Source organism: Streptomyces sp. NPDC079141 (assembly GCF_040686775.1).
Taxonomy (GTDB): Bacteria; Actinomycetota; Actinomycetes; order Streptomycetales; family Streptomycetaceae; genus Streptomyces.
In genome coordinates this window covers 121,191-146,434 of sequence record NZ_JBFBLP010000014.1, presented here as the reverse complement: position 1 = coordinate 146,434, position 25,244 = coordinate 121,191, and the positions used below count along the sequence as shown (strand labels likewise).

Below are 25,244 nucleotides of genomic sequence, written 5' to 3'. Positions count from 1 at the left end.
CCGCGTCAGGCGGAACACCCCAGCCCCTCCGGCACCTCCAGCGCCACCGGCTCCGCCCCCTGCGCCGGGAACGACGTCCGTAGCGTGAAGGCGTACGGCGTCGGGCCGTTGGTGCGCAGGTGCAGCAGCCGTGCCTCCGCCTCCGCGACCGTCGGCCGATGCCCCGTCGGCACCCACCACAGGACCGCCATGGCCTCCTGGACGCGCTCGAAGAACTCGCGGCGGCGGGCGAGCATCTCGCGGTGCCGGCCCTGGTACATGAATGCGGTGAGGGCGTTCGGGTCCCGCCACACGGACATGTTGATGATCAGCCACTCGTCGCCGAAGACGCCGATGTCCGTCGCATCGCCCCCCTCGCTCTGGAGTCGCCAGACGAACCCGTCCGCCTCGTCGGCAACGGCGTTCACGGGGTCGAGGGCGTCGACGAAGTCCTTCAACTGGGGTGAGTCGAGAGGGGCCTTGAGGCGGGCGATGTTGACCTGGGCGAGTTCGAAGGAAGCGATCGGCTCAGTCATGTACCGAACGTTAGGTCGGGAGCCCCTCCGAATCCCAGCCCCGTCTCACCACTTGGGCACATATCCGTCTTTCACAACGCGCCCATATCCAGGGTGAGTTCCTGTGTACCGCCGTCTTACGGCTCAGAAACCGTGCCCTGACCACCCCGCCCGTAGCCTCGCGGGGCATGACGGGGAACGTATTGACCACCCTCCGACCGGCCGCCCTTCCCGGCTGGAACACCATCCGCGGGCGTATGGCCATCGTCCTGGCCGTCCCGACCTGCCTGCTGCTGACCCTGATCGGCATCGGCGCCGCCGACCGGGCCGACGACTACTCCGCGGCCCGCGCGACCGAGACCCACGTCGGCGTGCTGCTCCGCGTACAGGACCTGGTGCGCGAGGTGCAGCGCGAACGCGGCCTGACCAACGGCCTGTTGGGCGGCGCGACCGAGTACCGGGACGAGCTGGGCGAGCAGCGCGGGCGCACCGACCGGGCCCGCGAGGACCTGCGCGGGGCGCTCGCCGACGACGGCGGTGACCTCCCGGACTCCGCCGCCTCGGCCCTCGACACCGCCCGCCGCCCCCTCGCCGCTCTCGCCACCGTCCGCGCCGCCGTCGACGCCGGCACCGCGGGCCGCTCCGACACCCTGAACACCTACACCGAAGCCGTCACCGCCCTGATCGACGCCGAGTCCGCGGGCGCGCCGGGCGGCGACCGCCGTACCGCACAGGGCGTCCAGGCGCTCCAGGCACTGGCCCGGGCCACCGAGGCCGTCGCGCTCGAACGCGGCTCCCTCAACGGCGTGTTCGCCGCCGGCCGGTTCCGCTCGGGGGAGTACCTCGACTTCACCGAGGTGCGCGCCACCCGTGTCGCCGCCCTCGGCCAGTTCCGCCAACTCGCCCCCGCCGACCAGGAGTCCGCGCTCGACGAGGCCTTCGCGAGCGCTGCCGCCCGCCGGGTCGCCGACTACGAGACGCAGGCCGAGCGCGGCGCCGACGGCTCCGCCCTGTCCGTGGCCCCCGCCCGCTGGTGGGCCGACATGACGGCACTCGTCGACGACCTGCACGGCGTGCAGAAGCAGGTCGGCGACGAGGTGGGCGATCGCGCCGGAGAGACCGGCGCCGCCGCCACCCGCGAACTCGTCGGCTTCCTCGCCCTCGGCGCGCTGATCCTCGCCGTCGCCGTAGTGCTCGCCGTGTTCTCGGCCCGTTCCATCACCCGCCCGCTGGGCGCCCTCGCCGACGAGGCCGACGCGGTCGCCGGTGCCCGGCTGCCCGCCGCGGTCCGCCGTACCCAGCACGCCGACCCCGACACCCCGCCCCCGGCCGCCCCCGCACCGGCCGAACTCCCGGGCGGCGCCCGCGAGATCACCCGGCTCGCCGCCGCCCTGCGCAACGTCGAGGACACCGCCGTGGGCCTCGCCGCCGAACAGGCCGTCCTGCGTCGCAACAGCACCGAGTCCCTGGCCAGCCTCGGCCGCCGCAACCAGACCCTGCTCAACCGCCAACTCGGCCTGATCACCACCTTGGAGAGCCAGGAACTCGACCCCGACGCCCTCGCCGAGCTGTTCGAACTCGACCACCTCGCCACCCGTATGCGCCGCAACGCCGAGTCCCTGCTCGTGCTCGCGGGCGAGGAGTCCCCGGCGCGGTCCTGGAAGGGCACGATCGCCGTCACCGACGTCGTGCGCTCGGCCGTCGCGGAGGTCGAGCAGTATCAGCGGGTCGTCGCGGCCGGCGTCGAGCAGTACGGCGTACGCGGCCACTGCGTCGCCGAACTCTCCCATCTCCTCGCCGAACTGGTGGAGAACGCGCTGATGTTCAGTCCGCCCAACCAGCCCGTCGAGATCCACGGCTGGCGCGACGGCGCCGAGTACTGCCTCGCCGTCCTGGACCGCGGTATCGGAATGACCCCCGCCCGCATGGCCGAGTCCAACGCCGTCCTGTCCGGCCGCGGCGACACCCTCCTCACCGCCCCCACCCGCTTCCTGGGCCACCATGTCGTCGGCGCCCTGGCCGCCCGCCTCGGCGCCCATGTCGAACTGCGCCCCACCCAGGGCACGGGCGTCACCGCGTACGTCGCCCTGCCGGCCGCGCTCCTGCGCGAGCCGACCTCGTCAACCGCGGCCGCCGGCCGATGAGTTCAGCACCGCCTCCATCACCGCCCGGGCGATCGGCGCGGCGTCCCCGCCGCCGCTGATCTCCCCGCGGTCCGCCTCCGCATCCTCCACCACCACCGCGACCGCCACCTTCGGCTCCATGTCCCGCGCACCCTGCGCCCACGACACGAACCAGGCATACGGCGTCCCGGAGTTGCCGATGCCGTGCTGTGCGGTGCCGGTCTTGCCACCGACGGTCGCGCCGGGGATCGCCGCGTTCGTGCCGGTGCCCTCGCGCACCACGTCCGTCATCAGCTCCCGCAGCCGCACGGCCGTCGCCGGATGCATCGCCTGCCGCACCGGCCGGGACCCGGCCGTCGCCAGCGTCGCCCCGCCCGGCCGGGTGGTCCGCTCCACCAGATACGGCTCGCGCACCTGGCCGCCGTTGGCGACGGCCGCCGAGACCATCGCCATCTGCAGCGGCGTCGCCCGCGTGTTGTACTGCCCGATCGCCGACAGCGCGAGCTGCGCCCTGTCCACGGTCGTGTCGAAGGTGCTCGGCGCCACCGAGAACGGGATCCGCACCCCCGTGTCGTTGAACCCGAAGGCCTGCGCGGTGGCCGCCAGATCGGCCACGCCCACCGCCACCCCCAGCTTCGCGAACACCGTGTTGCACGACCACTCGAACGCGGCCCGCAGCGAGGCGTCCACGCACCCCCGCGCCTCGTTGATCAGGCTCGTCGAGGTGCCGGGCAGCACATACGGGTCCGGCGAGTCCGTCGGCTCGTCGACGTCCACGACGACCCCCGCGTCCAGCGCCGCCGCAGCGGTCACCACCTTGAAGGTCGACCCCGGCGGATAGGTCTGCCGCACCGCCCGGTTGAGCATCGGCTTGTCCGGGTCCTCGGTCAGCCCGATCCAGGACCGTGACACCGTCGGCCCGTTCCCCGACAGCGCCTCCGGGTTGTACGACGGGGTCGACACCAGGGCGAGGATCCGCCCGGTCGACGGCTCGATCGCGGCCACCGCCCCCTTGCGCCCGCCGAGCCCGTCGTACGCCGCCTGCTGCGCGGCCCGGTGCAGGGTCGTCACGACATCGCCGCCGGGGTTCCGGGCCCGGGTGAACTCGTTCCACAGCGGGAACGGCGAGAGCATCGGGTCCGCGCCCGACAGCACCCCGTCCTCGGTGTGCTCCAGGAACGTCGTCCCGTACACCTGCGAGGCGAAACCGGTGACCGGCGCGTACAACGGGCCGTCCCTGTACGTCCGTTCGTAGCGGAGCTGTTCGCGGGTGTCCTTGGAACCGGTGACCGGCTCGCCGCCGACGAGGATGTCGCCGCGCGGCTGGCCGTAACGGGCGATGGTCGGGCGGCGGTTGGCCGGATTCTCGTCGTAGGACGGGGCCTCGAAGACCTGGAGGCGGGTGGCGTTCACCAGGAGCGCGGCCAGCAGCAGGGCGCAGAAGACGGCCGCGAGACGGATGTGCCGGGTCACCGGGCGGCCTCGCCGTCGAAGCCGTCGTCCTGGCGCCGGGCCGAGTCGCTCACCCGCGCCAGCAGCGCCACGATCGCCCAGTTGGTGACGACCGACGAGCCGCCTTGCGCGAGGAACGGCATCGCCATGCCGGTCAGCGGGATCAGACCGGTCACCCCGCCCGCGATCACGAACACCTGGAGGGCCACGATGGAGGCCAGGCCCACCGCGAGCAGCCGCCCGAAGGGGTCGCGCAGCGCGAGGCCGGCCCGGTAGCCGCGCTCCACCAGCAGGCCGTACAGCAGGAAGATCGCGGACAGTCCGGCCAGGCCCAGCTCCTCGCCCGCCGTGGCCAGGATGAAGTCGGACTTGGCCGCGAAGCCGATGAGGATCGAGTGCCCGAGGCCCAGGCCGGTGCCGAGCATCCCGCCGGACGCGAAGGCGAACAGCGACTGCGACAGCTGGTTGGGCCCCTGCCCCGCCTCGATCGACGCGAACGGATGCAGCCAGTCCTCGACCCTGCTGTGCACATGCGGCTCCAGCCAGCCGACGGCGACCGCGCCGAGCACGGCCAGCAGCAGACCGACCGCGATCCAGCCGGTGCGCCCGGTGGCGACGTACAACAGGACGACGAACAGGCCGAAGAAGAGCAGTGAGGTGCCGAGGTCGCGTTCCAGGACCAGCACGCCCACACTGAGCAGCCAGATGGCGACGATCGGGCCGAGCACCCGGCCGGTGGGCAGTTGCAGCCGCCACACGCGGCGGCCGGCGTAGGCCAGCGCATTGCGGTTGGCGGCCAGGTACGCGGCGAAGAACACCGCCAGCAGCACCTTCGCGAACTCCCCCGGCTGGATGGAGAATCCGGCGATCCGGATCCAGATGCGCGCGCCGTTCACGGCGGGGAACAGGATCGGCAGGATCAGCAGCGCGAGGGCGGCGACGACACAGACGTACGCGTAGCGCTGGAGCACACGGTGGTCGCGCAGCAGGACCACGATCACGATGAACAGCGCCACCCCCAGCGTGGACCACACGAGTTGGGCGGGCGCCGCCCGGTCGCCCGGCGTCTCCAGGTCGAGCCGGTAGATCAGAACCAGGCCGAGCCCGTTGAGCAGCACGCCGATCGGCAGCAGCAGCGGGTCGGCGCAGGGCGCCCGGAACCGTACGGCCATGTGGGCGACGAGCGCGAGCACACCGAGCCCGGCGCCGTAACCGGCGGCGCCGGGCGGGACGGTGCCGTTGCGGGCGAGGCCGACAGCGCAGTAGCCGTACACGGAGAGCAGGACGGCCACGACGATGAGGGCCAGTTCGATGCCACGGCGCCGGGGGAGGCGTACGGCGGGAGCGGGTGCGTCCGCTCGTGCCACGGTGGTTCCGGCCTTGCTCATGTCCGGAACTTACCCAAATAGGGCGTCTTGTGTGCCTTGCTGCTCAGCACCAGCGTGGCGCGGCCCCGATGTTGTCGATGTACCGGGCCGACCCCCAGGCCCAGGTGCCGTCGGGGAGCAGGTACCAGAGCGGGTTGCCCTGGACGGTCTCGCCCGCGGTCTTGCAGAAGATCTTGACGATGTCGCCCCGGTGCGCGGTACGGATCACCTGGCTGCCCCGGTTGGGCGCACTGCGCAGCAGCAGGGTGTCGGCGGTGACCACCCCCTTGTACAGCCGGGGGTTGTGCTCGTGGTGGTGGCCCCAGTCTCCCCGGGACTCCCATTCGTCACCCGCGACCGCGGGCGTGGCGGAGGCCGCGGCGGCAAGCGCGCCGACGGCGATGGATATGGCGAGACGGGAGCGAAGGGTCATGGGGGCTACCTCCAGAAGGGGGGCGAAATCTGACTATTCGCCACGCTATGAGGGGGATCCGAGGCCCGCCCGTCGACGTGGGCCATCCGGAGCGCCCTTCAACTGCGCGATCAACCCCCACCGGCCGGCAGGCAAAGCACAGCCAAAGCCCCCCCATCCTCCGCATTCGCAAAGGAAAGCCGAGCCCCCAACACCTCCGCCTGCCCCAACGCAATCGTCAACCCCAGCCCATGCCCCTTCGCCCCACCCTCCGTCCGAAACCGCTGCGGACCGTGCTCCAGCAAATACCCCGGATACCCGTCCCCGTGATCCCGCACCGTCACCCGAGGCCCGTCAACCGTCACCACCACCGGCCCCCGCCCATGGCGATACGCATTGGCCACGAGATTCCCCAGCACCCGCTCCAGCCGCCGCCGATCCGTCTCGACCACCACGTCCCGCAGGACGACAACCTCCGTACTCTCGCCGAAGCCCCGGACCACCCGCCCGGCCAGCGGCCCCAGCTGCTCCGTGTCGACATCCAGCCGCTCCCGCCCGGTGTCCAGCCGGGAGATCTCCAGCAGATCCTCCGTGAGCGTCCGCAGCGCCGCCACGCGGTCGCGCACCAGCTCCGTCGGCCGCCCCGGCGGCAGCAGCTCGGCCGCCGCGTGCAGCCCGGTCAGCGGCGTGCGCAGCTCGTGCGCCACGTCCGCCGTGAACCGCTGCTCGGCCAGCAGCTTGCCCTGGAGCGAGGCGGCCATGGAGTCCAGCGCGACGGCGACCGCGGCCACCTCGTCCTGGGGGCGCCTGGCGTCCCTGGTCCGGGGGTCGTCGACGCGCGCGTCCAGGTCGCCGGCGCTGATCCGCCGGGCCACCTGGGCGGTCGCCTGGAGCCGCCGGGTCACCCGGGCCACGGCGAGGGCGCCGACCAGCAGCGTCACCCCGATCGCCAGCGCCGAGGACCACAGGATGGCCCGGTCCAGGCCGTCGATGGTGCGCGCCTGCTGCGAGTAGTCGACCTGCACGGCCAGCGCACGCTCGCCGTCGGCCGGGCCCGCCGCCCACATCGTGGGCCGGCCCTCGTGGTTGGCGACCATCGTGCCGCGCTCCCCGGCCGCCGCCAGCTCCCGCAGCCCCTCGGGCAGCCCCGGTGGGTCGACGCCCGCCCAGGCCATCGGCCGGTCCCCGGCCTCGAACGCCTCCGTCGCGTCCGTCAGCCGGGACAGCGCCTCGGTGCGGGCCCGGCCGACGGTCTGGTTCGTCACCGAGACATGCACCAGGACGCCGAGCAGCGCGGTGAGCGCGCAGCACATCACGGTGATGAACACGGCGGCCTTCGTGGACAGCGACCGTGTCCAGCGGGGGAGCGAGGGTCGCCTCATCGGGCGCTCACGGAGGCCGAGGGAGTCGCCGAGGGAGTCGCCGAGCCCCGCTGCTCACGGGTGCGCAGCATCTCGTCGTGGGTGAGCAGCATCGCGTTCTGCCGCCCGTCCCAGGTCCACTGCAGCCGGTACTCGTACCCCGCCACCTCTGACGGCGCGCGCAGGATCAGGGACCGCCCGGCCAGCTCGACCGCGATGACGGCGTCGTCGTAGGACATGACCCGGACGAGCCGGTGCTTCTGGACGGTGTAGACGCGCATGGCGGTCATGCCGTCGGGCAGTAGCCGGAAGCCGAGCGTGAGGTCCTCGCGGCCGTCGCCGCTGAGGTCCCGGTAGTACGGCGTGAGGACGGGGCAGCGGCCGTGGTCGCCGTGCTTGGTGCACTCGGCCATCCGCCGGGCCGTCTCGCGGTACGGCGCCTCGGCGCCCTCGTAGTCGTCCGGGCTGTCGGCGATCTCGGCGCGGACGATCGCGACCGGGTCGGCCTTGCGGATGTCGTCGTCCGGTACGGCGACGCCCTTGACGACCTCGGTGGTCACCTCGCCGATCTCGTAGGCCGGGCTGGACGCCGGTGTCAGCTCCGGCCAGAGCCGGACCGGGCTGACCGCGGTCGGCGTCGCGCCCGCGCCCTGGAGGCCGCCGGCGTCGCCGCAGGCCGCGGCGGTCGCCAGTACGAGGGCGACGGCGACGGTCGTGGGGACACGGCTGCGGGGCACGGTGCTCCTGCGGTTCGGAGGTGAGCGGTGGCCCCGTACACCTTATTTTGAAAGAAGTCCGTTTTGCCCGCCCGGCTGGGGCGGGTGACGGCGAAACGACTACTCGGTGAGCTCCTCCAGTAACCGGGCCGTCGACAGGCCGGCCTGGAGGTACTCCACGAACAGGTCGTTGTGCAGCGCCCAGGGCGAGCGCCGGGACCGTATCAGCCGGATCGCTTCCTCGGTGGAGTGCCCCCTGCGGACCAGGGCGTGCGCGACGACCAGACCCGAACGGTTGTACCCGTGATAGCAGCGCACCAGCACCGACCGGCCCCCGTCCAGCGCGTCACACGCGGCCTGGGCCAGCCGCATCACGCCCGCGAGCTGCGTCCCGTCCAGCGGACCGTCCGGTATGGGCCACACCTGGTGCTCGACCCCCTGGTCCGGCCCGTGCCCCGGCAGCCGCAGAAGGGTCTGTACGAGATCGAACTCGTCCCGCACCACGGCGAACTCCAGCTGTCCCGAACGCCCCCGGAACTCGTGCCCGCCCATCCACAGGCCGGGCGCGATCTCGTCCCACGGGGTGTCCGGAGCCGGAACGTCGGGTTGCTTCCTGCGGGTACGCAATTGGCGCCTCCCCCAACTCCCCCTCCCAACTATGGTCAAAGGTAACCGGCTTCTTGCCCCTGGAGCACCCCGCCTGTTCCCATGGTCGTGGGGTGATGGTGCATGAGCCAACTGCGCGTCATACCGACCTGGCGCCATGGTCAGGAGCGGCTGTACGTATGCCTCACGGACGGCAGGAACGTCGCCTGGTACGACCGCGAGGCAGCCAGGGTCAACCTCCTCAGCGACGAGCGCAGAGCGGATGTGCTCGACGCCCTGGCGCCCTTCCTCACCGGCCCCGTCACGGTGGGGCCGCCTCCCGTCCCGACCCCGGCGGAACTCGCCCGCCTCACGCTCCACCCGGACGACGACCTGGCGCCCAACCGTCCCGGCGAGGCGCTGCTCATCGCCCTCGACCGCGATCCGGGACCGGCCCGCCGGATCCGCCCCGACCCCAGACGGCGCGCGCTCGCCGCCGAGCAGGCCGTGGGGGACGCCCTGGACCGGCTGGACGGCGCCGGCTGGCACACCCTCCACTCGGTCCCGCTGCCCGGCGGCGACCGCATCCACCATCTGGCCATCGGCCCCGCCGGGCTCTTCGCGGTCCACACCCTGTACGCCCGCAAACAGCGGGTCAGGGTCGCCGACCCCCAGGTCACCGTCGCGCGCCGCGAACCGCAGCCGCTGCTGCGCCGCGTCCGCGCCGACGCCGACCGCGCCTCCTACGCCCTGACGGCGGAGGTCCGGCCGGTGCTGGCCCTCGCGGGCCCCGCGGACGTCTCGGTCTCCGCCCCCCTGCGCGAGGTCCGCGTCCTTCAGGACACGGACCTCGGCGAACTGGCCCGGCAGGGCGGAGTCCTCAAACCGGCCGACGTGGAGGCACTGCACGCGATGGCCCGGGACCGGAACACCTGGACGCGGGTGTGAGCCAGGGCCTGTCCGGCGGCTGAAGCAGTGCGTGGGCTAGGGCCGGTCCAGCGGCTTGAAGTAGTGCGTGAGGGCGTAGTGGCCGATGTGCCGGCCCACCCGGTTGCCGACCACGTCCGCGGTCCGGAAGTGGATGCCCTCCCACACCCGCGCGTCGATCACGTCCCGGTTGAAGTCCTCCGAGTTCGTGTACGTCCGGGTCGTCCCCGTCACCGCCGAGTGGACCCGCAGATCGATGTCACCACCGGTCAGCCCGTCCAGTACGGCCATCACGGCCCCGTCGTTGGCGCAGTGGCCGCCGATGTACTCGGGGTAGGGCGGCGTGTTGGTCAGCGGCAGCCAGGACGGGTCGGCCTCGGTCGCCGGGTTGCCGTCCGTGTCCGCCAGCTGGATCGCGGTGACCGGCCGCCACAGGGCGTAGGTCAGCTTGGCGTTCCAGGTGGTGATCGTGGCGTCCGCGGACGCCGTGTTCGCGGCGGCGAACAGCCGCGCCGCCTCCACGATGTCCAGCCCCCGCCGGGTGACGTGGTCGCGATAGGCGACCTGGAGCTGCTGCGGCAGCGGGTCCGTGAAGAACAACGCGGTCTCGGTCTGCTCGGCGGTCCGCTCCGTGCTGTTCTTCGCGCCCATCGCCTTCACCTCGGCGAAGTCCCGGGCGTACCGGTCCGATGTCAGCTCCGGCGGCGGCCCGGGCAGGAACTGCTCCGGCGAGTCCAGCAGCATCGGCCGCACCTTCCCCAGCCACGGGTTGCCGAAGGGCCGCAGGCCGGGCGGGGCGGGCCGCCAGACACCGGGCGCCGGCTCCCGGTCGTACGTGAGCGGGGCGTCGCGCCCGTCGCCCTCGCGCAGCTCCACGAGCCGTTCGGCGGCCCGCTCCCCGAAGGCGACGCCCTCGTCCTTGGCGGCCCCGTCGGGGATCTTCGCGAGCGAGGCGGCGTAGGCGGTGTCGATCCGGGTCTGCGAGGCGGGGAAGTAGGTCAGCAGCACCCGGCGCGCGGCAGTGGCGGCGGCCGCCTCGGAGGAGGCGCCGTGCGGGCCGTGCACATCCCACTCGTACGGCGTGTAGCGGCCCTCGATGCCCACGACGGCGTTGTACATGGCGGCCGAGACGAAGCCGTACCAGAGGAACGGCTCGGCCGTGGGCTTGCGGGCGTCGACGCTGACCACCTCGACGGCGGTCCGGTTCCAGTCGGTGATCACCTCGGAGCCCGGCGTCGTCGTCGGCGTGGCCGAGGCGGCCTTGGCGGCCGGGGCGAGCGGGAGGGCGCCGAGGGCGAGGGCGGTCAGGCCGACGAGGAAGGTGCGGCGCAGGGGGCGGGCAGGTGGTCGGGGGTGCATGCGGCTCCTTGGTTCTCGTGCGTCGGGCGCGTCGGGCAGGCCGACGTGACCCCCGTGGGCGGTTCCCCGGGGGAAGACGGAAGGTGGGTCAGGGCAGGGGCAGCGTCCCGGAGTGGTCCGGGTCGAGCAGCGGGGCCAGCAGGTCGCCGTAGTCCTGGATGCGGGGCGCGAGGTCCGGTGCCGTGAACGCCAGCTGCGCGGGCGCCCGGCACTGCTCGACCTCTGCCCAGGTCACGGGCGCGGACACCCAGGGCTCGGCCCGCGCGCGGAGCGTGTAGGGGGCGGCCGTCGTCTTGCGCGCCGTGTTCTGACTCCAGTCGACGAAGACCTTCCCCGGCCGCAGGCTGCGGGTCATCCGGTGCAGGACGAGCCGCGGCATGGCCTTCTCCGCCTCCACGGCGAGCCCCTTGGCGTACTCCGTCACCTGGTCGGAGGACGCCCCGTGCACCGCGGCGAGCAGATGCAGCCCCTTCGAGCCGGACGTCTTCGCGTACGCCTCGACGCCGTCCGCGGCCAGCCGCTCCCGCAGCCACAGCGCGACCTCGCAGCACTCCACGACGGTGGCCGGGGTGCCCGGGTCGAGGTCGAAGACCAGCCGGTCGGCCGCACCGGGTGCCTCGGCGACCCACTGGTGGGTGTGGAACTCGGTGACCAGGTTCGCCGCCCACATCAGGCTCGGCAGATCCTGGACGAGCACCATCCGGGCCGGGCCCTCCGAACGCGGAACCTCGGCCGTGGTGACCCAGTCGGGTGTCCCCGGCGGCACGTTCTTGGTGAAGAAGACCTGTCCGTCCGGCCCGTCCGGGTAGCGCAGGAAGGAGACCGGCCGGTCACGCAGATGGGGGAGCAGTACGTCGGCGGTGGTGGCGTAGTAGTGCAGCACCTCGCCCTTGGTGAAGCCGGTCGCCGGATACAGGACCTTCTCCAGGTTGCTGAGCGCGAGCCGTCGCCCCTCCACCTCTGTGATCGGCGTCATACGATGAGAATCGCATGAAATGGGCTGATACCGCCTGGAAAGGTGTGCTGCACGTGAGATCCATATGGAACGGCGCCATCTCGTTCGGGCTGGTCAGCATCCCGATCAAGCTGGTGAACGCCACCGAGAGCCACTCGATCTCCTTCCGCCAGATCCACACCGAGGACGGCGGCCGCATCCGCTACCGCAAGGTCTGCGAACTGGAGGAGCGCGAGGTCAGCCAGGCGGAGATCGGCAAGGGGTACGAGGACGCGGACGGCACGATCATCCCGATCACGGACGAGGACCTGTCTCACCTGCCGCTTCCGACGGCGAAGACGATCGAGATCGTGGCCTTCGTGCCGGCCGACCGGATCGACCCGCTCCAGATGGACGCGGCGTACTACCTGGCCGCGAGCGGAGCCCCCGCGGCCAAGCCGTACACGCTGCTCCGGGAGGCCCTGAAACGCAGCAACAAGGTGGCCATCGCCAAGTTCGCCCTGCGCGGCAGGGAACGCCTCGGCATGCTCCGCGTCGTCGGCGACGCGATCGCCATGCACGGCCTGCTCTGGCCGGACGAGGTCCGCGCCCCCGAGGGCCTGGCCCCGGACGTCGACGTCACCGTCCGCGACAAGGAACTCGACCTGGCCGACGCCCTCATGGACACCCTGGGCGAGGTCGACCTGGAGGACCTCCACGACGAGTACCGCGAGGCCGTCGAGGAGGTCATCGCCGCGAAGGCCGCCGGCGAGCGGCCCCCCGAGGCCCCCGAGCCGGCGGCGGGCGGCAAGGTCCTGGACCTGATGGCGGCCCTGGAGAAGAGCGTCCGCGCGGCGAAGGAGTCGCGGGGCGAGGAACCGGCCGAGGTCACCCACCTCCCGCAGCGCAAGACAGCCCGCGGGACGCCGAAGCAGGCGACGGGCAAGAAGTCGACGGCGACGGCGACGGCGAAGAAGACGGCGGCGAAGAAGACGGCTGCGTCGGCGTCGACGCAGTCGTCCGCGGGTTCGGCGTCGGCGTCGGCGTCGGCCAAGAAGTCGACCGCGAAGACGACGCAGGGCGCGAAGAAGGCGACGGCGAAGAGCACCGCGAAGAAGGCGACGGCGAAGAAGGCGACGTCGCGCAAGCGGACGGCGTAGCGGTCGAGCGGCTCTCTGCGGTCGGAGGCACGGTGCGTTCCGCCGCAACGGCGCACGCGCGAGGGCCGCCGCCCGCAGCCCTACCGCACGACCCGCCTCAGCGCCAACACGGCGTTGTGCCCCCCGAACCCGAACGAGTTGCTGAGCGCAAGATCCCCGTCCTCCGGCAACGCCCGGGCCGTACCCCGCACCACGTCCAGCCCGATCGCGTCGTCGACCTCGTCGCACCCGACGGTCGGCGGCACGACCCCGTGATGCAGCGTCAGCGCCGTGGCCACGGCCTCGACCCCACCCGCGGCCCCCTGAAGATGCCCGAGGTGCCCCTTGAGCGCGGTCACGGGCACGGACCGCCGCCCGAGCACCGCCCGCAGGGCGCCGGCCTCGGCGAGATCACCGTCCACCGTGGCAGTGGCATGCGCATTGACATGGACGACGTCCACGACATGCCCGCCGGCGTCCCGCACGGCCCGCCGCAGTGCGAGAGCGATCCCGCTCCCGGACGGATCGGGCGCGGCCATGTGGTGGGCGTCGGCGGACAGCCCCCACCCCGCGGCTTCGCAGTAGATCCGCGCGCCCCGGGCCCGGGCATGCTCCTCGGCCTCCAGGACGAGCACCCCCGCCCCTTCCCCGTTCACGAACCCGTCCCGAGCCTTCGCGAACGGCCGCGACGGCGACCCCTCGTCGAGCCCCGCCGTGGACAAGGCCCGCATGGCGGCGAAGGACGCCATGATCGCCGGCGTGACGACGGCTTCCGCGCCGCCGGCGAGGGCGACGTCGACACGGCCGTACCGAATGCGGTCGACGGCCTGTCCGATCGCCTCGGTGCCGGAGGCGCACGCGCTGGTCACGGTCCGCGCCTCGCCGGTGATGTGCAGGTCGAGGGAGACCTGGGAGGCGGCCTGCGACGGCACGGTCATGGGCGTGGTGAGCGGCGAGACCGCGCGCGGCCCCTTCTCCCGTAACTTGCGGTCCCCGCCCACGAGCACGGAGGCGTCCCCGAGAATCGCCCCGAGACTGACCCCCACCCGCTCCGGATCGAGCCCGCTCTCCCGAGTCCCGCCCGCCACGAACCCGGCATCGCCCCAGGCCTCGCGCGCGGCGAGCACGGCGAATTGAGCGGCCCGATTCATACGCCGGCCAACGGCCCGGGGCAACAACTCCCCGACATCCACGGGCACAACCCCGGCAACCCGAACCGGCAGCGCGCCGAATTCCTCCCCCTCCAACTCCCGTATCCCGTGGCGCCCTTCAACCAACCCCCGCCACAACTCACCGACGCCCACACCCAGAGGCGAGACGGCCCCGAGCCCGGTCACGACAACACGCCGCACCCCACCGACGACGGCCTCCCGCACGGGCCGCGGCAGATGCCGTACGACGATCCCGTCCCGATCGGCTCCGGCGGCCCAGCCCCGCACAACGGCGTCGGACACCGCCTCACCGGCCCCGTCGTCCAGCTGCTCCCGCCGATGCCAGCCGCCCCACCGCCGCACGTACGTCACCTCGACGGCCTGCGGATCCACGGCCCGCAAGGAGGTCACGAGGTCCCCGTCCCGGAACTCCACGTCATCGAGACTCACCGACGACACGAACGGCACCCCGTCGACGTCCATACGCCGACACGCGACGACCACCTCCCGTTCCCGCCCCAGCAGTTGATCCCGATCCACACCCCCGAGCGGCGGCCGCAACGTCACCCGAATCGCCTCAGGCGACTCGGGAAGCGTGTGCATCACGACGTACCACCGCCGCCGACCGACGTCCTCCGACGTCAGGGCGACAAGATCACCGGGTATGACCTCGGCAACGCTGACGGAGCAGGGACGTATGGGGACATCTGACGGCTGCGACGAACTGGGCATACCCGCACACTTCCTGTGGACGCAGGCCCGGGAGGCCATGGTTGAACCGATAACCTTCCCTTGCCCTTACCGCCCGAAAACGACCCACGAATGCAAATCCTCGCCAACTTCCTTGCCAGAAAGGGAAGTTCGGCGCCGACGCCCCCGAATCCCCGTGGGGGCCGTCACGCGCCCATACGCGCCACCGACACGCCTGCCGGGCTGAGCGGACGGCGCTGTGCCACTCCGGCCGGACAGGCGGCGCCAGCATGATCAGAGGCAGCAGGGCCGGCCGGGCCGGGCCAAGGGTCCGGCCCGAGGACGAGCGGTTCGGCGATCAACGCCGCGGCGACCTGTATGCCGAATGCCGACTCGAATTCCTGGAACGACGAGAAGGGGCGGGAGTCAGTGAAACTGACTCCCGCCCTCTCCATATCGGCATCCGCCCAGGTCAGCACGTGGTTTCTGCTGATCTACGGCGAGTGCCCCCGGCAGGATTCGAACCTGCGCACACGGCTCCGGAGAGCGCGTGCTAGAGCGTGAGGAAGTGGTCGCTGAGCTGCGTCTTCTCTAGGGCAGGAGGGCAGTAAAGCTGATCTCTATCGCATACCGTGCGTGCAGTGGCGTTGAACCGCTTCGACGGATGCAGGTGTCGATTGCCCAGTACCTCAGCGTCCCCGTGTTGGCCTTGCCCAAGCTGCGAGGCGTACCTCTCGCGCCCATCGATCTAGATCCCTTAGCATCTATGCCCACGTCACAGCGGTGGGAGAACCCTGAAGCTCACGGCCCAATGGAAGTGAAATGGAAATCCTCTCAGAGCAGAAACTTTGGCAGCTCTATCGATCCCCGCGTATGCCGCGCTTCGGTAAGCGTGCACTGCTTCATGAGATTAACAGGAGATCGGCCCAAGCCGGACTCAGGCATGCGCGTCGCCGTGACGACTCCGAAAATGAGTCAACAACATTTCCTAACGGATGGCATGCTAATTTCACTGATCTGTGGCTAGTTGAGGTCTTTACCCCTCTGGATTTCCCTGCCCTTGCGCGAGACTTGGAAGATCTAAATAAGCAAACTCGGGGATTTTCCGCCTTCAACGACTATGCCGAATGGATCTCGAAGGCGCGTCAGCAGAACGGAATTGCGTGGACGGCCATCCCTACTTTTGCTAGCCCGGACTGTAGGCGTCTGCTCCCAGATAAAATCACTGAGGAACTTCCCCAAGGTGTGGAGGTGGTGACTGGGTCAATTTCTACCGTCAGCTCGGGTATCTCGGTTTTGGTCATGAATTTTGAGTATCGTGACGACTTTTCCTCCCAACTTAATGAGCTGGTGAATCGCCGCTATTCTGCTCAGTTGGGAAGGCGTCGTGGGGGCGCGTATGAAATGCTCGGAATTGACCAACAAAAATCCGAGGCGATTGCGAAGTGGCGAGAAGAGCGAGCGCAAGAGGCGAGCGCCTGGGTCAAGACTCACTTTAGTGGGTTCTTTGCTCGCGAAGCGAGTCTGTCCCTACCTGTGATTGAGCTCTTTCAAACGACTGGTTTCATTCCATGGGATGAAACAACGCCTCGTGGCGTTGAAAGTCGATCCCTCCGCACTCTAGGGCTTTCGTACGATTTCGGATCGTACTGGAAGTCTGAGGATTTTCCGAGCCTTCGTGCTCGCCATAAGGATGGATGGTTCAAGAAGGGAACCGCATCGCCTGATGTTTTGGTTCTGGCGGCGAATGAGCGAGACCTCGTCGGTGGTTCAAGCCTGCCACCGGGTGACACCCTGCACCATGTTCGGTGGCTGGTTTCGCAGCTTGCTATTCGATGGGCGCTAAGTTGTCTTGTTGTTAGATCCGGCCGCCGGTTTAATCGTGTTCGGGATGATGTTACTCAAGCTGTTGAGAAGGCCTCCTTCGGCGACTTCATTGAATTGAGGGATGAGCTACTTCAGACTGGCGTCGACTCGAACCTGACGGTGATGGAGGCGATTAAGTTTGCGGATAGCCGCAACTGGGATTGGGAACTTCCCACCTTCGCGCATTTTGTGCCTCCCGGCTTGAATGCAAACCCGGTAGATCTCGACGAGCTGTGGAAAAGTGAGCAGCTTGCCGAGGCGAGGCGAATCACGGAGGCGGAGCAGCATCTCCGAGAGGTGGCATCTACGGCGGCTGAATTGACCAACGCGGCTTACAATATTCGACTTCAAGGTAGAGTTTTCTTCTTGACAATTGCGTCGTTGCTGGTTTCGCTAGTTGCCCTGTGGGTCTCTTATGTCTCATTGAAGCAAGGAGGGTAAAAGCGATAAGGTGAAGTAGGTGCAATGAAAAGTTGAGATTCTTTCTGTATTGATTCTTCAAGGGGCTTCAGTGATGACTCCAGGGAGAGTCGGCATCTGCGGATGCCCGGCGTTCAGCCAGCTCCCGCCTCTGTCGGATCGTCGCGTGCGAGGCTTGTGCTAGAACGGCGAGCGAGAGAGGGGAGAGCGAGTGTCGCAGCAGGCCAGCCCTCGGGGTACCTTCTTGCAGATTGCGCAGGTGGTGAAGGGGCAGATCGAGGCAAACCCGCAGATGGCGCATCTTCCGCCTGTCGCTGATCTCATGCGGGACCATGACGTCTCGCGCGGGGTTGTCCTCCGTGCATTCAAGGCGCTGCAAGAGGAAGGCGTCGCTGAGCCGGTGCGTGGCGGTCGTTGGCGCGTCATGCGTGAAGGCGAGCAGGTCGACCGACGCCCGCTGGATGAGCGGATCGCTGAGATCATCCCCACCGAGGGGTTCAAGGTGGGTGCAGACTTCCTGAGCGCGTCAGATCTGATGGGCAGGTTCGGAGTCTCCCGTCCTACGGTGACCAAGGCGCTCGACAAGTTGGAGGCCGCCGGCGTGCTGGCGAGTGAAGGTCAGGGCAAGGTGCGGACAGTCCGCACCTTGCCGAACCGAGAGGAGCGTTCGTAGCTTGTCGACGTTGACGGAGTGGGCCTATCCGCTCGCGGAATCCCTGCTCGCTGAGCCGCTACCGCGGCGGTGGCAGCACTGCTTGGGTGTCGCTGAGCGGGCGCGATCCATCGCGCTCATCCTCGGAGAGAATGCCGAGTTGATGGAAGCCGCGGCAGTCCTTCATGACATCGGCTACGCGCCCGACCTTGCCAAGACCGGCTTTCATCCCCTCGATGGCGCCCGCTATCTCCGGGACGTCGCCAACGCCGACGAACGAGTCGTGCACCTGGTGGCTCACCACTCCTGCGCATGGATGGAGGCGGAAGCGCGCGGCCTGCGCGAGGAACTGGAAGGGGAGTTCCCGCGCGAGAGCGCACACCTGAATGACGCGCTCTGCTACTGCGACATGAACACCACGCCCGACGGTACCGCCACGAATCCCGTGGACCGGATCAACGAGATTGCCGGCCGCTACGGCCCCGACAGCCTGATCGGGACGTTCATCCGTCGCGCTGAGCCCGAGATCCTGGCGTGCACGGCTCGGGTGCTCGAAAGGGTTGCCGACGCCAAGCGTCAGCCGATGTAGGGCGTCGCCCGGGCCCGGTCCATGGCGTGCTCGATGCGGAGCCGCATCGTGGGGTGAACGTCCAACTCCCGTAGGTCCGTTGGGTCAACCCAACGGACCTGCGTCGTCTCGTTGCTCGTACGCAGCTCGCCGCCGATGGGGCGGGCTCGGAAGCAGATGCTGAACTGCTGGCGGACTTCTCCATCGTCGTACTGCATGACGTGCCCCGGGTCGGTGTAGATCCCGGACATGTCGACGACCTCGGCCTTGATGCCGGTCTCTTCCCAGACCTCACGCACCACGGTGTCGCTGATCGACTCGCCCACGTCGTGGCCACCGCCGGGCAGAGCCCAACGAGCGTTGTCGGAGCGTTGGATCATCAGCACTTGTCCAGCGTCGTTCTGGACGAACGCGACCACGGACGGCACCACGGAATTGGCCGGCGGGGCATCGGGATCGTGCAGGTAGTCGATGCGTCCCATGTTCAGGCTCCCGTGATGTCGTGGTCCGTCACCTGGCGCGCGCCTCCCCAGGTCTGTTCGATGCTATTCGCGTAGGTGTCAAAGAGTCCGCCCCCGGGCAGTCGTCGCAGGTGGAGGACAGGAGCCATGTACGCGCCGATGCCGTAGACGTGGGTGTTCACCAGCATCTCGTCATCCGCTCGGAAGAGCGAGTTGTAGAGCGTTGCGTTGTGCAGCCGGAAGTGGATGTCCGGGTGGCTTGTGAAGAGCGGGCGATAGTTCATCAAGGCGTTGCGGATCTTGCCATCCATGATCCGGTGACCTTCATCAATCCCGCGCTGTTGGACTGCCGGGCAGGCAGGGTCACCGAGCAGAACTCGGATCTGGGCGGTCTCCTCAGCCTTTGCTTTCAGTAGCTCGATGAACTGCGGATCTTCCGACAGCCACAGTCCTGCGTAGACCAGGATGTCGAGACGCAGCTTCGCCCGCCCGTACATCTCGCGCCAGAGTCCGGTCGGCACCATGTGCCGGTGCGGATAGATAGTGACGATCTCCGCTTTGCTCAGGTCAGTTGCGCTGTCGAGCGAGCGAGTGTCATCCCACAGAGTCGTCACGTCGACGTTCAACAGGGAAGCCGCGGCGTATTGGTGGCGCCGGTACGGCACCTTGCCCTGCGTGATCCAGCGTTCGACGGTCTTAGGGCTGACCTCAAGCTCATCGGCGAGGCTCTTGACGGTCATGCCTCGGGCTAACAGGGCCGATCGCAACCGTTCGTTGGACATCCACACCCCTTCGAGGGACGTCTAGGGACCTCTTGACGGTAGCCAGATGACCCCGAGCTGTCCATGCGTGGGGTGACCAACTCCCCTGACCTGCGGCGATTCTGATTGTGCGCCAGGAAGTCCCGGCGCAAAGCCAAGAGGTTCCGCCGCAGCACTTGACGGACCCTCATGCAGTACCTGTAAAACAGGTACTGCATCGAACGACGCCCGGAGAGCTCTCGAAAGGGGCTCGAAGGAAGCGCCTGTGCCTTGAGAACTCAACAGCGTGCCAAGTCGACGGGGTGAGATTCCCCGTCCCCGCGGCGGCCCGGGTGACGGCCGCCGGCGGCCACTTCCCCGCGCACCGGCTCTGGAGAACGTCCGCTGGGATCATCCCTTCCTCACGGGAGGTCAACCCGGCGGGTGCCACCTGGTGTGCGCCGCCCTGCTGGCGTCAGAGCAGTGACGATGACGCACCCGACCTTCCGGCTCGGGACCGGTCCGCCGCCGCGAGCGGTGGGCCGGTGAAGCCGGTCTCTCTCTACCTTGCCCCGCTGGTTGCACGTTCGGGTTCGACTCCCGACCGGGGCACTTCGGCCCGCCGCCCTCGCGGTGCTGGCCGCTTCTCGGGCCGGCCGCCCTCTCGCCAACGTCTCGCGGCCCCCGGCTCTCTCCGTCCCTTCGACTCAGGAGCACGCCATGCGTAACTTCGTCTCCGGCCATCAGGCCGACACGACGGAAGACTTCCTCGAACTCGCCCTCGGTACCCCGGTTGAGCTGTGGCTCGGAGTGGAGGGGGAGAGCGCGGAGGAGCGGGCCGCCCGGCTGGATGCGGCCCGCGACATCCTCGCGGACTGCCCCGAGCTTGCCGACCGCGCGGTGCAGGTGGCCGCGCGGACGCTGGATGAGGCGGGCCTGCTGCGCCTGGCGCCGCTGCCCACGCCGAACGCCGCCCGGCGCCGCGGACTGCGGACGGGGGTGGCCGCGTGAGCGGGAACCGGACGCTGGACGACTTGGCCGCGCCGATGCGCGCCCTGCGCCTGCTGGCCGTCGACTTCGGGCACCTGCCGGCGCCGACCGTGAGCATCTCGCCCATCTACCCGGACCAGTTGGAACTGGCGCTCCACTCCGGCCTGTCCGACTTCGAGGCCTGGCGCGAGGCGCTGGGTGTCGCTCCCGGCAACGTGGACTACCACGTGCAGGGTGACGGCCGCACGGGTGTCCTGCGCAGCACCGTCACCTTTGCAGGCGCCGATCTGGAACTGGTCGGCTACGGCGATGTGGCCGCCAACGTGCCTGCGGAAGCGGGTGCAGCATGAACGCCCCGGCTCGCGTCGACGCCGCGTTGACGCCCGTCGAGATGCCGTCGACGCCCGTCAGTGTGGACCGTGCGATCACGGCTCTCGCGGCGGTGCTCACGGTGGTGCTGACCGCGGTGGCGTTCTGGCTCTCCTACGAGCATTTGCAGGAGGTGGCCGCCCGGCACGGCATGCAGGAGGCGGTGGCCCGCTCGTGGGCCTGGCCCGCCACGGTGGATCTGTTCATCGTGATCGGTGAGCTGCTGATACTGCGGGCCTCGCTCGCCCACCGCGTCGACTGGTGGGCAATCGCCCTGGTCACCGCCGGGGACGGCGCCTCCATCGCGCTGAACGTGGCCGGAGTCGGACAGGACGCCAACGCCCTCGACTACGTGGTCGCCGCGGTCCCGCCGGTGGCCGCCCTGCTGGCGTTCGGCGCCCTGATGCGGCAGGTGCACACCTACCTCACCCGCCGGACGATGACGGGCGTCAACGCCCCGTCGACGGGCGTCGAAGCACCGTCGACGCCCGTCAAGGCCAGCGTCGACGCCTCGCACCCCGCACCGCCCGCGACCACACTGCCCGTGCTGGATCCGGTGGCTTCCACCGGGCAGGAGCCGTTGGTTGTTGAGGCTGCGTCGGCGCCCGTCACCGCGGAGCCGGTGTCCGTCGTCCCGGCGTCGACGCCCGTCGATCTGTGCATGCCGGTCGTCTACCCGAACCGGGTGGATCAGTTGGTGCGGGCGCTGTACGGGACTGACTTCACGCAGCCGAGCACCACCCGCATGACGATGGCGATGGCCGGGGCGGGGCTGGGGGCGTCGGAGTCGACGGCCCGCACCGCGCGCAGCCGGGTTAAGGCCCGTGAGCCGTACCTGGCCGACTTCCCCACCGCGCTTGCGGGTTGAGCGGGAGGGGCGCGGTCATGTCGCTCGCGTTTGCCAAGTGCTTCGACCCCAACGGCGCCCGCCACGGGATCCCGACGTTCCCGTGGCGCTGTGCCCCCGACGGCTACGCCACCCGCCGCCAGTTACGGGCCCGCGGCCTGCGCCCCGGCGGACAGCCGGTGGCCGCGCAGGTCCTGCGCCCGCGCTACCGGCGCGGCCCGCTGGTCGCCTACCTCTACCGACTTGACCGGGCCAAGCCCGTTCGGCCGATGACGTCGGCCAAGCGCGCCGCGCTGGCCAAGGCGAACACCGCACGTCGCACCTGCCCGCTGTGCCGCACGGACGCGGGCTACGTCATCCCCGCCTCACTCGGGGTGTGCGTGCCCTGCGCCTACCCCGACGACGAACAGCGCGCCGCCTGAATCCCCTTCAACTTCCCTGGGAGTTCTGCTGTGTCCAGTCGTACCCGTTCCCGTGGCGTGAAGACGGCCGCGGGTGTCCACACCGTCCGGCTCCCGCGTCAGCGCGGGCGCCGTTCCGCTCAGCCGTTTGTGGTCGTCGTCCCCGAGCGCCCCTCGCTGACCCGGGAGGCGCTCGGCTTCCTGGGGCGGGCGCTGTGGAGCGGCCGTCACGCCCTCGCCCCGACCGGTCTCGCCGTGCTGGCGCTGGTCGTGACCGCGGTGTTGCACCTGCTGGCCTGGTGGTCGGGGCTGCTGCTGGCTCCGCTGGCCGCGGGCCCGGCGCTGTGGCTTGCGATCATCCAGCGTCGTCGGCCCGCCCGTGCGGCCACGCTGGCCTGGCGCATCGGCCTGGCTGTCCTGGCCACGCTCGCCGGCGTGTGGGTGGCGCTGGCCGCGGCGCTCTCGCCGTTCGCCGGATCGCTGCCCCTGGTCTGGCTGCTGATGCTGCTGGTTGCCCAGAGCGCATGGCTCGTCGTCCGCCGCACGTACTGACCCGAGGGGAGATCGTCTGATGGCAAGCACCACGCGCAACAGCGGTGGGAACGGCGCGGCGAACAAGGGCAACAAGTTCGCCAACGCCGGTGCCGCCGCGGGCGGTTTCGTCGGCGGGCTGGGGGGCTCGCTCGTCCCGCCGATCAACATCAACATCAACCGGTCCAAGAACGTCGGTGTCGGCGGCGGGCAGGGCCGTTCCCTGCTGCCCGCTCCGGAGTTCAACTCCCCGGCGCAGGTGCGCACCTACTGCAACACGCTGCGGGCGGCCGGGGTGGCGCTGTCTCTTGAGGTCGGCATGGCGGCCGAGATCCTCAACGCCGTGCTCGCGGCGGTGCCGGACCCCGAGGGCAAGGCGTTCGGGTCACGGGTGCGTGCGGCGAGGGTGGCCCGCAAGCTGCGCCGGGCCGAGGCCGCGCTGCGCAGCGCGGCGAAGAACGCCGCCGCCTGCTACGCGACCTTCCAGCAGGAGTTCGAGGAAGAGATCAACCGCGTCCGTCACCGTGCCCGCAAACCGGCGCAGCCGGTCATGAACTGGGCCCAGCAGTAAGGAGGTACAGCCATGGCGGAACAGAGAAGGCCTCTGCGCACCCGTACCCGCATGGACCACTTGGGAGGCGGGCTCGTGGCCACCTACGACGAGCCGCTCTACCCGCGCGACTCGGGCGGCGGCGTCGGGGCGTACCTGCTGCACCGGGCCAAGCCGCACCTGCCGCCGTGGCTCGGCTGGACGGGGACCGGTCTTGTCGGGGCGCTGGGCAACTGGCGGTGGGGCGAGAGCGCCGCGGCCGGCGTCGGGCTGACGCTGGCGTCGGTGGCGCTGAGTGGCGGCACGTGGCTGATGGGCAAGTCCACCACCAAGGGGCGCCGTCTGCACTCCGCGGTGACCGTGGCCGCGGGCTCCGCGTGGGTGACCGCCGCCTGCCTGGCCGGGCCCACGGCCGGGCCGGTCGACGACCTGTTCCTGATGGGCGGGCCCGTGGTGGCCCTGTCGTGGAACGTCCGCATGGTGCTGCGCCACAACCCCGAAGGCTCCGGCGAGGGCAGCGCGGATGGTGGTCTGCTGGCGAAGGTGGGGCTGGCGCGGGCGCAGATCGGGGCGGCGAGGGTGGAGCCCAACCGGGTCACCGCGCCGATCGCGCTGGAGCCGGGGGAGCAGACCAACGACGACGTCACCAAGGCGCTGGCGCGGATCGCATCCGCGCTGGACCTGCCGACGTCCGCCGTGCGCTACTCGCCCGACCCGGACTCCGCGCGCCGCGGGGACCTGGTGATCGTGCCGGAGGACATGCTGGCCGAGACGGTCGAGTGGGAGGGTCCCTCTAACCTCGGGGGGTCGATCGCCGATCCGCTGGTCATCGGCCGCTACGACGACGGCGCCCCGCTCCTGCTGTGGCTTCCCGGCGACCCGGAGGAGGGCCGCAACGCCACCCACGTGCTGATCGCGGGCGGCACCGGCTCCGGCAAGGGTGACGCCGCCCTCAATCTCCAGACCGAGATCCTCTCCCGGCGGGACGTTCTGCTGTGGCTGTCCGACCCGAAGATGTTCCAGGACTTTCGGACGTTGCTGCCGGGCGTTGACTGGGCGGCTGAGGGCGGTACCGCGACGGAGGTGATGGTGGCGGCCGTCGAGGCCGTCATTCCCGCCCGTACCCGCTGGCTGGGTGCCCACGGCTACCGCCAGTGGGTCCCCGCCGCAGCGCAGCAGCAGAACGACCCGGAGCACACCTGCCGCAGCGATGGGCGGGCGTGCGGCTGTGCGGGGATGCCGTTCCTGGTCACCTGGTTCGAGGAGGCCGCCAACACCCTGCGGGCGCTGGGCGACGACGCGTTCACTGGCATTGCGCAGGAGGCACGCTCCGCGGGTGTCTGCCTGATCGTGTCGCTTCAGCGACCGTCGTACGACCAGATGTCCACCTCCACCCGCGCCTCCCTGCCCTCCGTGATCGCGCTCGGCTGCGATCCGCGGGATGAGGACTTCTCCCTGCCGGAGACGGTCATTGACGCGGGCGCCCATCCCGGCGCGTGGGGCAACCGCCGGCCTGGCTACTGCTACGTGGTCTCGCCGGGCATTGATGAGGCGCGCTACCCCTCGCCGGGCCGTACCCGCCGCTTCACCCTGCGGGCCGTGCCGGTCATGGAGCGGCTCGCGGCGTGGGCTCAGCACAACGGAGCGGTCGCGGACCCGGTCACCGCCGGGGCGGTCGCTTCCGTGGCCGGGCGTGCCTACACCGGCCGCACCCCCGCCAAGGGCACCACCGAAGAGCCGACGGCGCTGCGCGTCGTCGCGGAGGAGGACGACGGCATGGGCGACAGCGGACTCCTGGTCGACCCGGACGACGTCGGGATCGACCCCGAGGCGGAACTGCCCGGAGTGGAGGAGGGCGACGACGCTCCGATCTTCGGGCAGGAGGCGGGCCGCAAGCCGGGCCCGGAGGAGGCCCGCCGGCTGTTCGCCGAGGCGCTCGCGGAGTTCGAGGCAGACGGTCAGATGATCGTCGGCCCGAAGGACTTCATGGACTGGTGCGACCGGCACCACCTCTCCCGCCCGTGGGTCTCCGAGCGACTCAAGGAAGCCGCCATCCAGGGACGGCTGGAGGCGACGAACACCACCGGCCGGTGGCGCATCGTCCCCGCCCTGACGGCCGCCTGACACCTGACACCGTCA

The 25,244-nt window shown here is 70.3% G+C and carries 25 protein-coding genes; 13 read left to right on the top strand and 12 right to left on the bottom strand.

The window, feature by feature from the left end; all coding sequences use genetic code 11:
* Window positions 1-5: 5 nt before the first annotated feature.
* Window positions 6-515 carry a DUF3291 domain-containing protein gene (locus tag AB0Q90_RS31000; protein ID WP_363163288.1) on the bottom strand — a complete coding sequence of 170 codons (510 nt, stop codon included), beginning with the start codon at window positions 513-515 and terminating at the stop codon, window positions 6-8.
* A gap of 167 nt (window positions 516-682) precedes the next feature.
* Here AB0Q90_RS31000 and AB0Q90_RS30995 point away from each other — a divergent pair, with 167 nt between their 5' ends.
* Entirely contained in the window at window positions 683-2,638 is a 1,956-nt protein-coding gene (locus tag AB0Q90_RS30995; protein WP_363163287.1) for a nitrate- and nitrite sensing domain-containing protein, read from the top strand.
* On the opposite strand, the gene AB0Q90_RS30990 is transcribed toward AB0Q90_RS30995, so the two are convergent.
* The 6 genes from AB0Q90_RS30990 to AB0Q90_RS30965 all read right to left on the bottom strand — a co-directional run bounded on the left by AB0Q90_RS30990 (window position 2,615) and on the right by AB0Q90_RS30965 (window position 8,552).
* A complete protein-coding gene (locus AB0Q90_RS30990) occupies window positions 2,615-4,090 on the bottom strand; it encodes a penicillin-binding transpeptidase domain-containing protein (RefSeq protein WP_363163286.1) in 1,476 nt (491 codons plus the stop codon). The genes AB0Q90_RS30995 and AB0Q90_RS30990 overlap by 24 nt on opposite strands.
* The gene (locus tag AB0Q90_RS30985) at window positions 4,087-5,457 is read right to left on the bottom strand and encodes an FtsW/RodA/SpoVE family cell cycle protein (RefSeq protein ID WP_363163285.1); all 1,371 of its coding nucleotides are present in this window, start codon (window positions 5,455-5,457) and stop codon (window positions 4,087-4,089) included. Before AB0Q90_RS30985 ends, AB0Q90_RS30990 begins: the two co-directional genes overlap by 4 nt.
* 43 nt (window positions 5,458-5,500) lie before the next feature.
* Window positions 5,501-5,869, bottom strand: coding sequence for an SH3 domain-containing protein (locus AB0Q90_RS30980; protein ID WP_363163284.1), 369 nt, complete (start codon window positions 5,867-5,869; stop codon window positions 5,501-5,503).
* Window positions 5,870-5,979: 110 nt separating this feature from the next.
* Entirely contained in the window at window positions 5,980-7,230 is a 1,251-nt protein-coding gene (locus AB0Q90_RS30975; RefSeq protein ID WP_363163283.1) for an ATP-binding protein, read from the bottom strand.
* Complete coding sequence (locus AB0Q90_RS30970; protein WP_363163282.1) at window positions 7,227-7,946, bottom strand: hypothetical protein; 720 nt, start codon at window positions 7,944-7,946, stop codon at window positions 7,227-7,229. Before AB0Q90_RS30970 ends, AB0Q90_RS30975 begins: the two co-directional genes overlap by 4 nt.
* A 99-nt stretch (window positions 7,947-8,045) precedes the next feature.
* Window positions 8,046-8,552, bottom strand: a complete 507-nt coding sequence (locus AB0Q90_RS30965; RefSeq protein ID WP_363163281.1) for a dual specificity protein phosphatase family protein — start codon at window positions 8,550-8,552, stop codon at window positions 8,046-8,048.
* 102 nt (window positions 8,553-8,654) lie between these two features.
* Here AB0Q90_RS30965 and AB0Q90_RS30960 point away from each other — a divergent pair, with 102 nt between their 5' ends.
* Complete coding sequence (locus tag AB0Q90_RS30960; RefSeq protein WP_363163280.1) at window positions 8,655-9,458, top strand: nuclease-related domain-containing protein; 804 nt, start codon at window positions 8,655-8,657, stop codon at window positions 9,456-9,458.
* Window positions 9,459-9,494: 36 nt separating this feature from the next.
* Here the strand turns inward: AB0Q90_RS30960 and AB0Q90_RS30955 are convergent, their stop codons facing one another.
* Both AB0Q90_RS30955 and ligD read right to left on the bottom strand, forming a co-directional pair.
* Window positions 9,495-10,796, bottom strand: a complete 1,302-nt coding sequence (locus tag AB0Q90_RS30955; protein WP_363163279.1) for a vanadium-dependent haloperoxidase — start codon at window positions 10,794-10,796, stop codon at window positions 9,495-9,497.
* Window positions 10,797-10,884: 88 nt separating this feature from the next.
* Window positions 10,885-11,772: a non-homologous end-joining DNA ligase gene (gene ligD / locus AB0Q90_RS30950; RefSeq protein WP_363163278.1), complete on the bottom strand. Its 888-nt coding sequence runs from the start codon at window positions 11,770-11,772 to the stop codon at window positions 10,885-10,887.
* Window positions 11,773-11,816: 44 nt separating this feature from the next.
* Between ligD and AB0Q90_RS30945 the strand changes: the two genes are divergently transcribed.
* Window positions 11,817-12,890, top strand: coding sequence for a Ku protein (locus AB0Q90_RS30945; RefSeq protein WP_363163277.1), 1,074 nt, complete (start codon window positions 11,817-11,819; stop codon window positions 12,888-12,890).
* Window positions 12,891-12,970: 80 nt separating this feature from the next.
* Here AB0Q90_RS30945 and AB0Q90_RS30940 read toward each other — a convergent pair whose 3' ends face one another.
* Window positions 12,971-14,752 carry a beta-ketoacyl-[acyl-carrier-protein] synthase family protein gene (locus AB0Q90_RS30940; RefSeq protein ID WP_363163276.1) on the bottom strand — a complete coding sequence of 594 codons (1,782 nt, stop codon included), beginning with the start codon at window positions 14,750-14,752 and terminating at the stop codon, window positions 12,971-12,973.
* Between the two features lie 780 nt (window positions 14,753-15,532).
* Between AB0Q90_RS30940 and AB0Q90_RS30935 the strand changes: the two genes are divergently transcribed.
* The 3 genes from AB0Q90_RS30935 to AB0Q90_RS30925 all read left to right on the top strand — a co-directional run bounded on the left by AB0Q90_RS30935 (window position 15,533) and on the right by AB0Q90_RS30925 (window position 18,237).
* Window positions 15,533-17,017 carry a hypothetical protein gene (locus AB0Q90_RS30935; RefSeq protein WP_363163275.1) on the top strand — a complete coding sequence of 495 codons (1,485 nt, stop codon included), beginning with the start codon at window positions 15,533-15,535 and terminating at the stop codon, window positions 17,015-17,017.
* A gap of 190 nt (window positions 17,018-17,207) precedes the next feature.
* Window positions 17,208-17,669 (top strand): GntR family transcriptional regulator, encoded by a 462-nt coding sequence (locus AB0Q90_RS30930; RefSeq protein ID WP_363163274.1) that lies wholly within the window; start codon window positions 17,208-17,210, stop codon window positions 17,667-17,669.
* A 1-nt stretch (window position 17,670) separates the two neighbouring features.
* On the top strand, window positions 17,671-18,237 hold the full coding sequence (locus AB0Q90_RS30925) for an HD domain-containing protein (RefSeq protein WP_363163273.1): 567 nt from the start codon (window positions 17,671-17,673) through the stop codon (window positions 18,235-18,237).
* Here AB0Q90_RS30925 and AB0Q90_RS30920 read toward each other — a convergent pair.
* On the bottom strand, window positions 18,225-18,698 hold the full coding sequence (locus AB0Q90_RS30920; protein ID WP_363163272.1) for an NUDIX domain-containing protein: 474 nt from the start codon (window positions 18,696-18,698) through the stop codon (window positions 18,225-18,227). The two genes, AB0Q90_RS30925 and AB0Q90_RS30920, sit on opposite strands and share 13 nt — an antisense overlap.
* A 2-nt stretch (window positions 18,699-18,700) precedes the next feature.
* Window positions 18,701-19,459 carry a helix-turn-helix transcriptional regulator gene (locus tag AB0Q90_RS30915; protein WP_363163271.1) on the bottom strand — a complete coding sequence of 253 codons (759 nt, stop codon included), beginning with the start codon at window positions 19,457-19,459 and terminating at the stop codon, window positions 18,701-18,703.
* 678 nt (window positions 19,460-20,137) lie between these two features.
* On the opposite strand from AB0Q90_RS30915, the gene AB0Q90_RS30910 reads away from it, so the two are divergent.
* From AB0Q90_RS30910 to traB, 7 genes are read left to right on the top strand one after another with little or no spacing between them, the layout of a single operon-like run.
* Window positions 20,138-20,428: a hypothetical protein gene (locus AB0Q90_RS30910; protein WP_363163270.1), complete on the top strand. Its 291-nt coding sequence runs from the start codon at window positions 20,138-20,140 to the stop codon at window positions 20,426-20,428.
* Entirely contained in the window at window positions 20,425-20,757 is a 333-nt protein-coding gene (locus AB0Q90_RS30905) for a hypothetical protein (protein ID WP_363163269.1), read from the top strand. Before AB0Q90_RS30910 ends, AB0Q90_RS30905 begins: the two co-directional genes overlap by 4 nt.
* 41 nt (window positions 20,758-20,798) lie before the next feature.
* Window positions 20,799-21,644: a DUF2637 domain-containing protein gene (locus AB0Q90_RS30900; RefSeq protein WP_363163320.1), complete on the top strand. Its 846-nt coding sequence runs from the start codon at window positions 20,799-20,801 to the stop codon at window positions 21,642-21,644.
* Window positions 21,645-21,661: 17 nt separating this feature from the next.
* Complete coding sequence (locus AB0Q90_RS30895; RefSeq protein WP_363163268.1) at window positions 21,662-22,045, top strand: RRQRL motif-containing zinc-binding protein; 384 nt, start codon at window positions 21,662-21,664, stop codon at window positions 22,043-22,045.
* A gap of 30 nt (window positions 22,046-22,075) precedes the next feature.
* Complete coding sequence (locus tag AB0Q90_RS30890; protein ID WP_363163267.1) at window positions 22,076-22,576, top strand: hypothetical protein; 501 nt, start codon at window positions 22,076-22,078, stop codon at window positions 22,574-22,576.
* Window positions 22,577-22,595: 19 nt separating this feature from the next.
* Entirely contained in the window at window positions 22,596-23,126 is a 531-nt protein-coding gene (gene traA / locus AB0Q90_RS30885; protein ID WP_363163266.1) for a plasmid transfer protein TraA, read from the top strand.
* A gap of 51 nt (window positions 23,127-23,177) precedes the next feature.
* Window positions 23,178-25,229, top strand: a complete 2,052-nt coding sequence (gene traB / locus AB0Q90_RS30880; RefSeq protein ID WP_363163319.1) for a plasmid transfer protein TraB — start codon at window positions 23,178-23,180, stop codon at window positions 25,227-25,229.
* The last annotated feature ends 15 nt before the right edge of the window (window positions 25,230-25,244 follow it).

Coding starts and splice junctions, on each gene's coding strand:
- AB0Q90_RS31000 (WP_363163288.1), bottom strand. CDS start 515: ATGACTGAGCCGATCGCTTCCTTCGAACTCGCCCAGGTCAACATCGCC.
- AB0Q90_RS30995 (WP_363163287.1), top strand. CDS start 683: ATGACGGGGAACGTATTGACCACCCTCCGACCGGCCGCCCTTCCCGGC.
- AB0Q90_RS30985 (WP_363163285.1), bottom strand. CDS start 5,457: ATGAGCAAGGCCGGAACCACCGTGGCACGAGCGGACGCACCCGCTCCC.
- AB0Q90_RS30980 (WP_363163284.1), bottom strand. CDS start 5,869: ATGACCCTTCGCTCCCGTCTCGCCATATCCATCGCCGTCGGCGCGCTT.
- AB0Q90_RS30975 (WP_363163283.1), bottom strand. CDS start 7,230: ATGAGGCGACCCTCGCTCCCCCGCTGGACACGGTCGCTGTCCACGAAG.
- AB0Q90_RS30960 (WP_363163280.1), top strand. CDS start 8,655: ATGAGCCAACTGCGCGTCATACCGACCTGGCGCCATGGTCAGGAGCGG.
- AB0Q90_RS30955 (WP_363163279.1), bottom strand. CDS start 10,796: ATGCACCCCCGACCACCTGCCCGCCCCCTGCGCCGCACCTTCCTCGTC.
- ligD (WP_363163278.1), bottom strand. CDS start 11,772: ATGACGCCGATCACAGAGGTGGAGGGGCGACGGCTCGCGCTCAGCAAC.
- AB0Q90_RS30940 (WP_363163276.1), bottom strand. CDS start 14,752: ATGCCCAGTTCGTCGCAGCCGTCAGATGTCCCCATACGTCCCTGCTCC.
- AB0Q90_RS30935 (WP_363163275.1), top strand. CDS start 15,533: ATGGAAATCCTCTCAGAGCAGAAACTTTGGCAGCTCTATCGATCCCCG.
- AB0Q90_RS30920 (WP_363163272.1), bottom strand. CDS start 18,698: ATGGGACGCATCGACTACCTGCACGATCCCGATGCCCCGCCGGCCAAT.
- AB0Q90_RS30915 (WP_363163271.1), bottom strand. CDS start 19,459: ATGTCCAACGAACGGTTGCGATCGGCCCTGTTAGCCCGAGGCATGACC.
- AB0Q90_RS30910 (WP_363163270.1), top strand. CDS start 20,138: ATGCGTAACTTCGTCTCCGGCCATCAGGCCGACACGACGGAAGACTTC.
- AB0Q90_RS30900 (WP_363163320.1), top strand. CDS start 20,799: ATGCCGTCGACGCCCGTCAGTGTGGACCGTGCGATCACGGCTCTCGCG.
- AB0Q90_RS30895 (WP_363163268.1), top strand. CDS start 21,662: ATGTCGCTCGCGTTTGCCAAGTGCTTCGACCCCAACGGCGCCCGCCAC.
- traA (WP_363163266.1), top strand. CDS start 22,596: ATGGCAAGCACCACGCGCAACAGCGGTGGGAACGGCGCGGCGAACAAG.
- traB (WP_363163319.1), top strand. CDS start 23,178: ATGGACCACTTGGGAGGCGGGCTCGTGGCCACCTACGACGAGCCGCTC.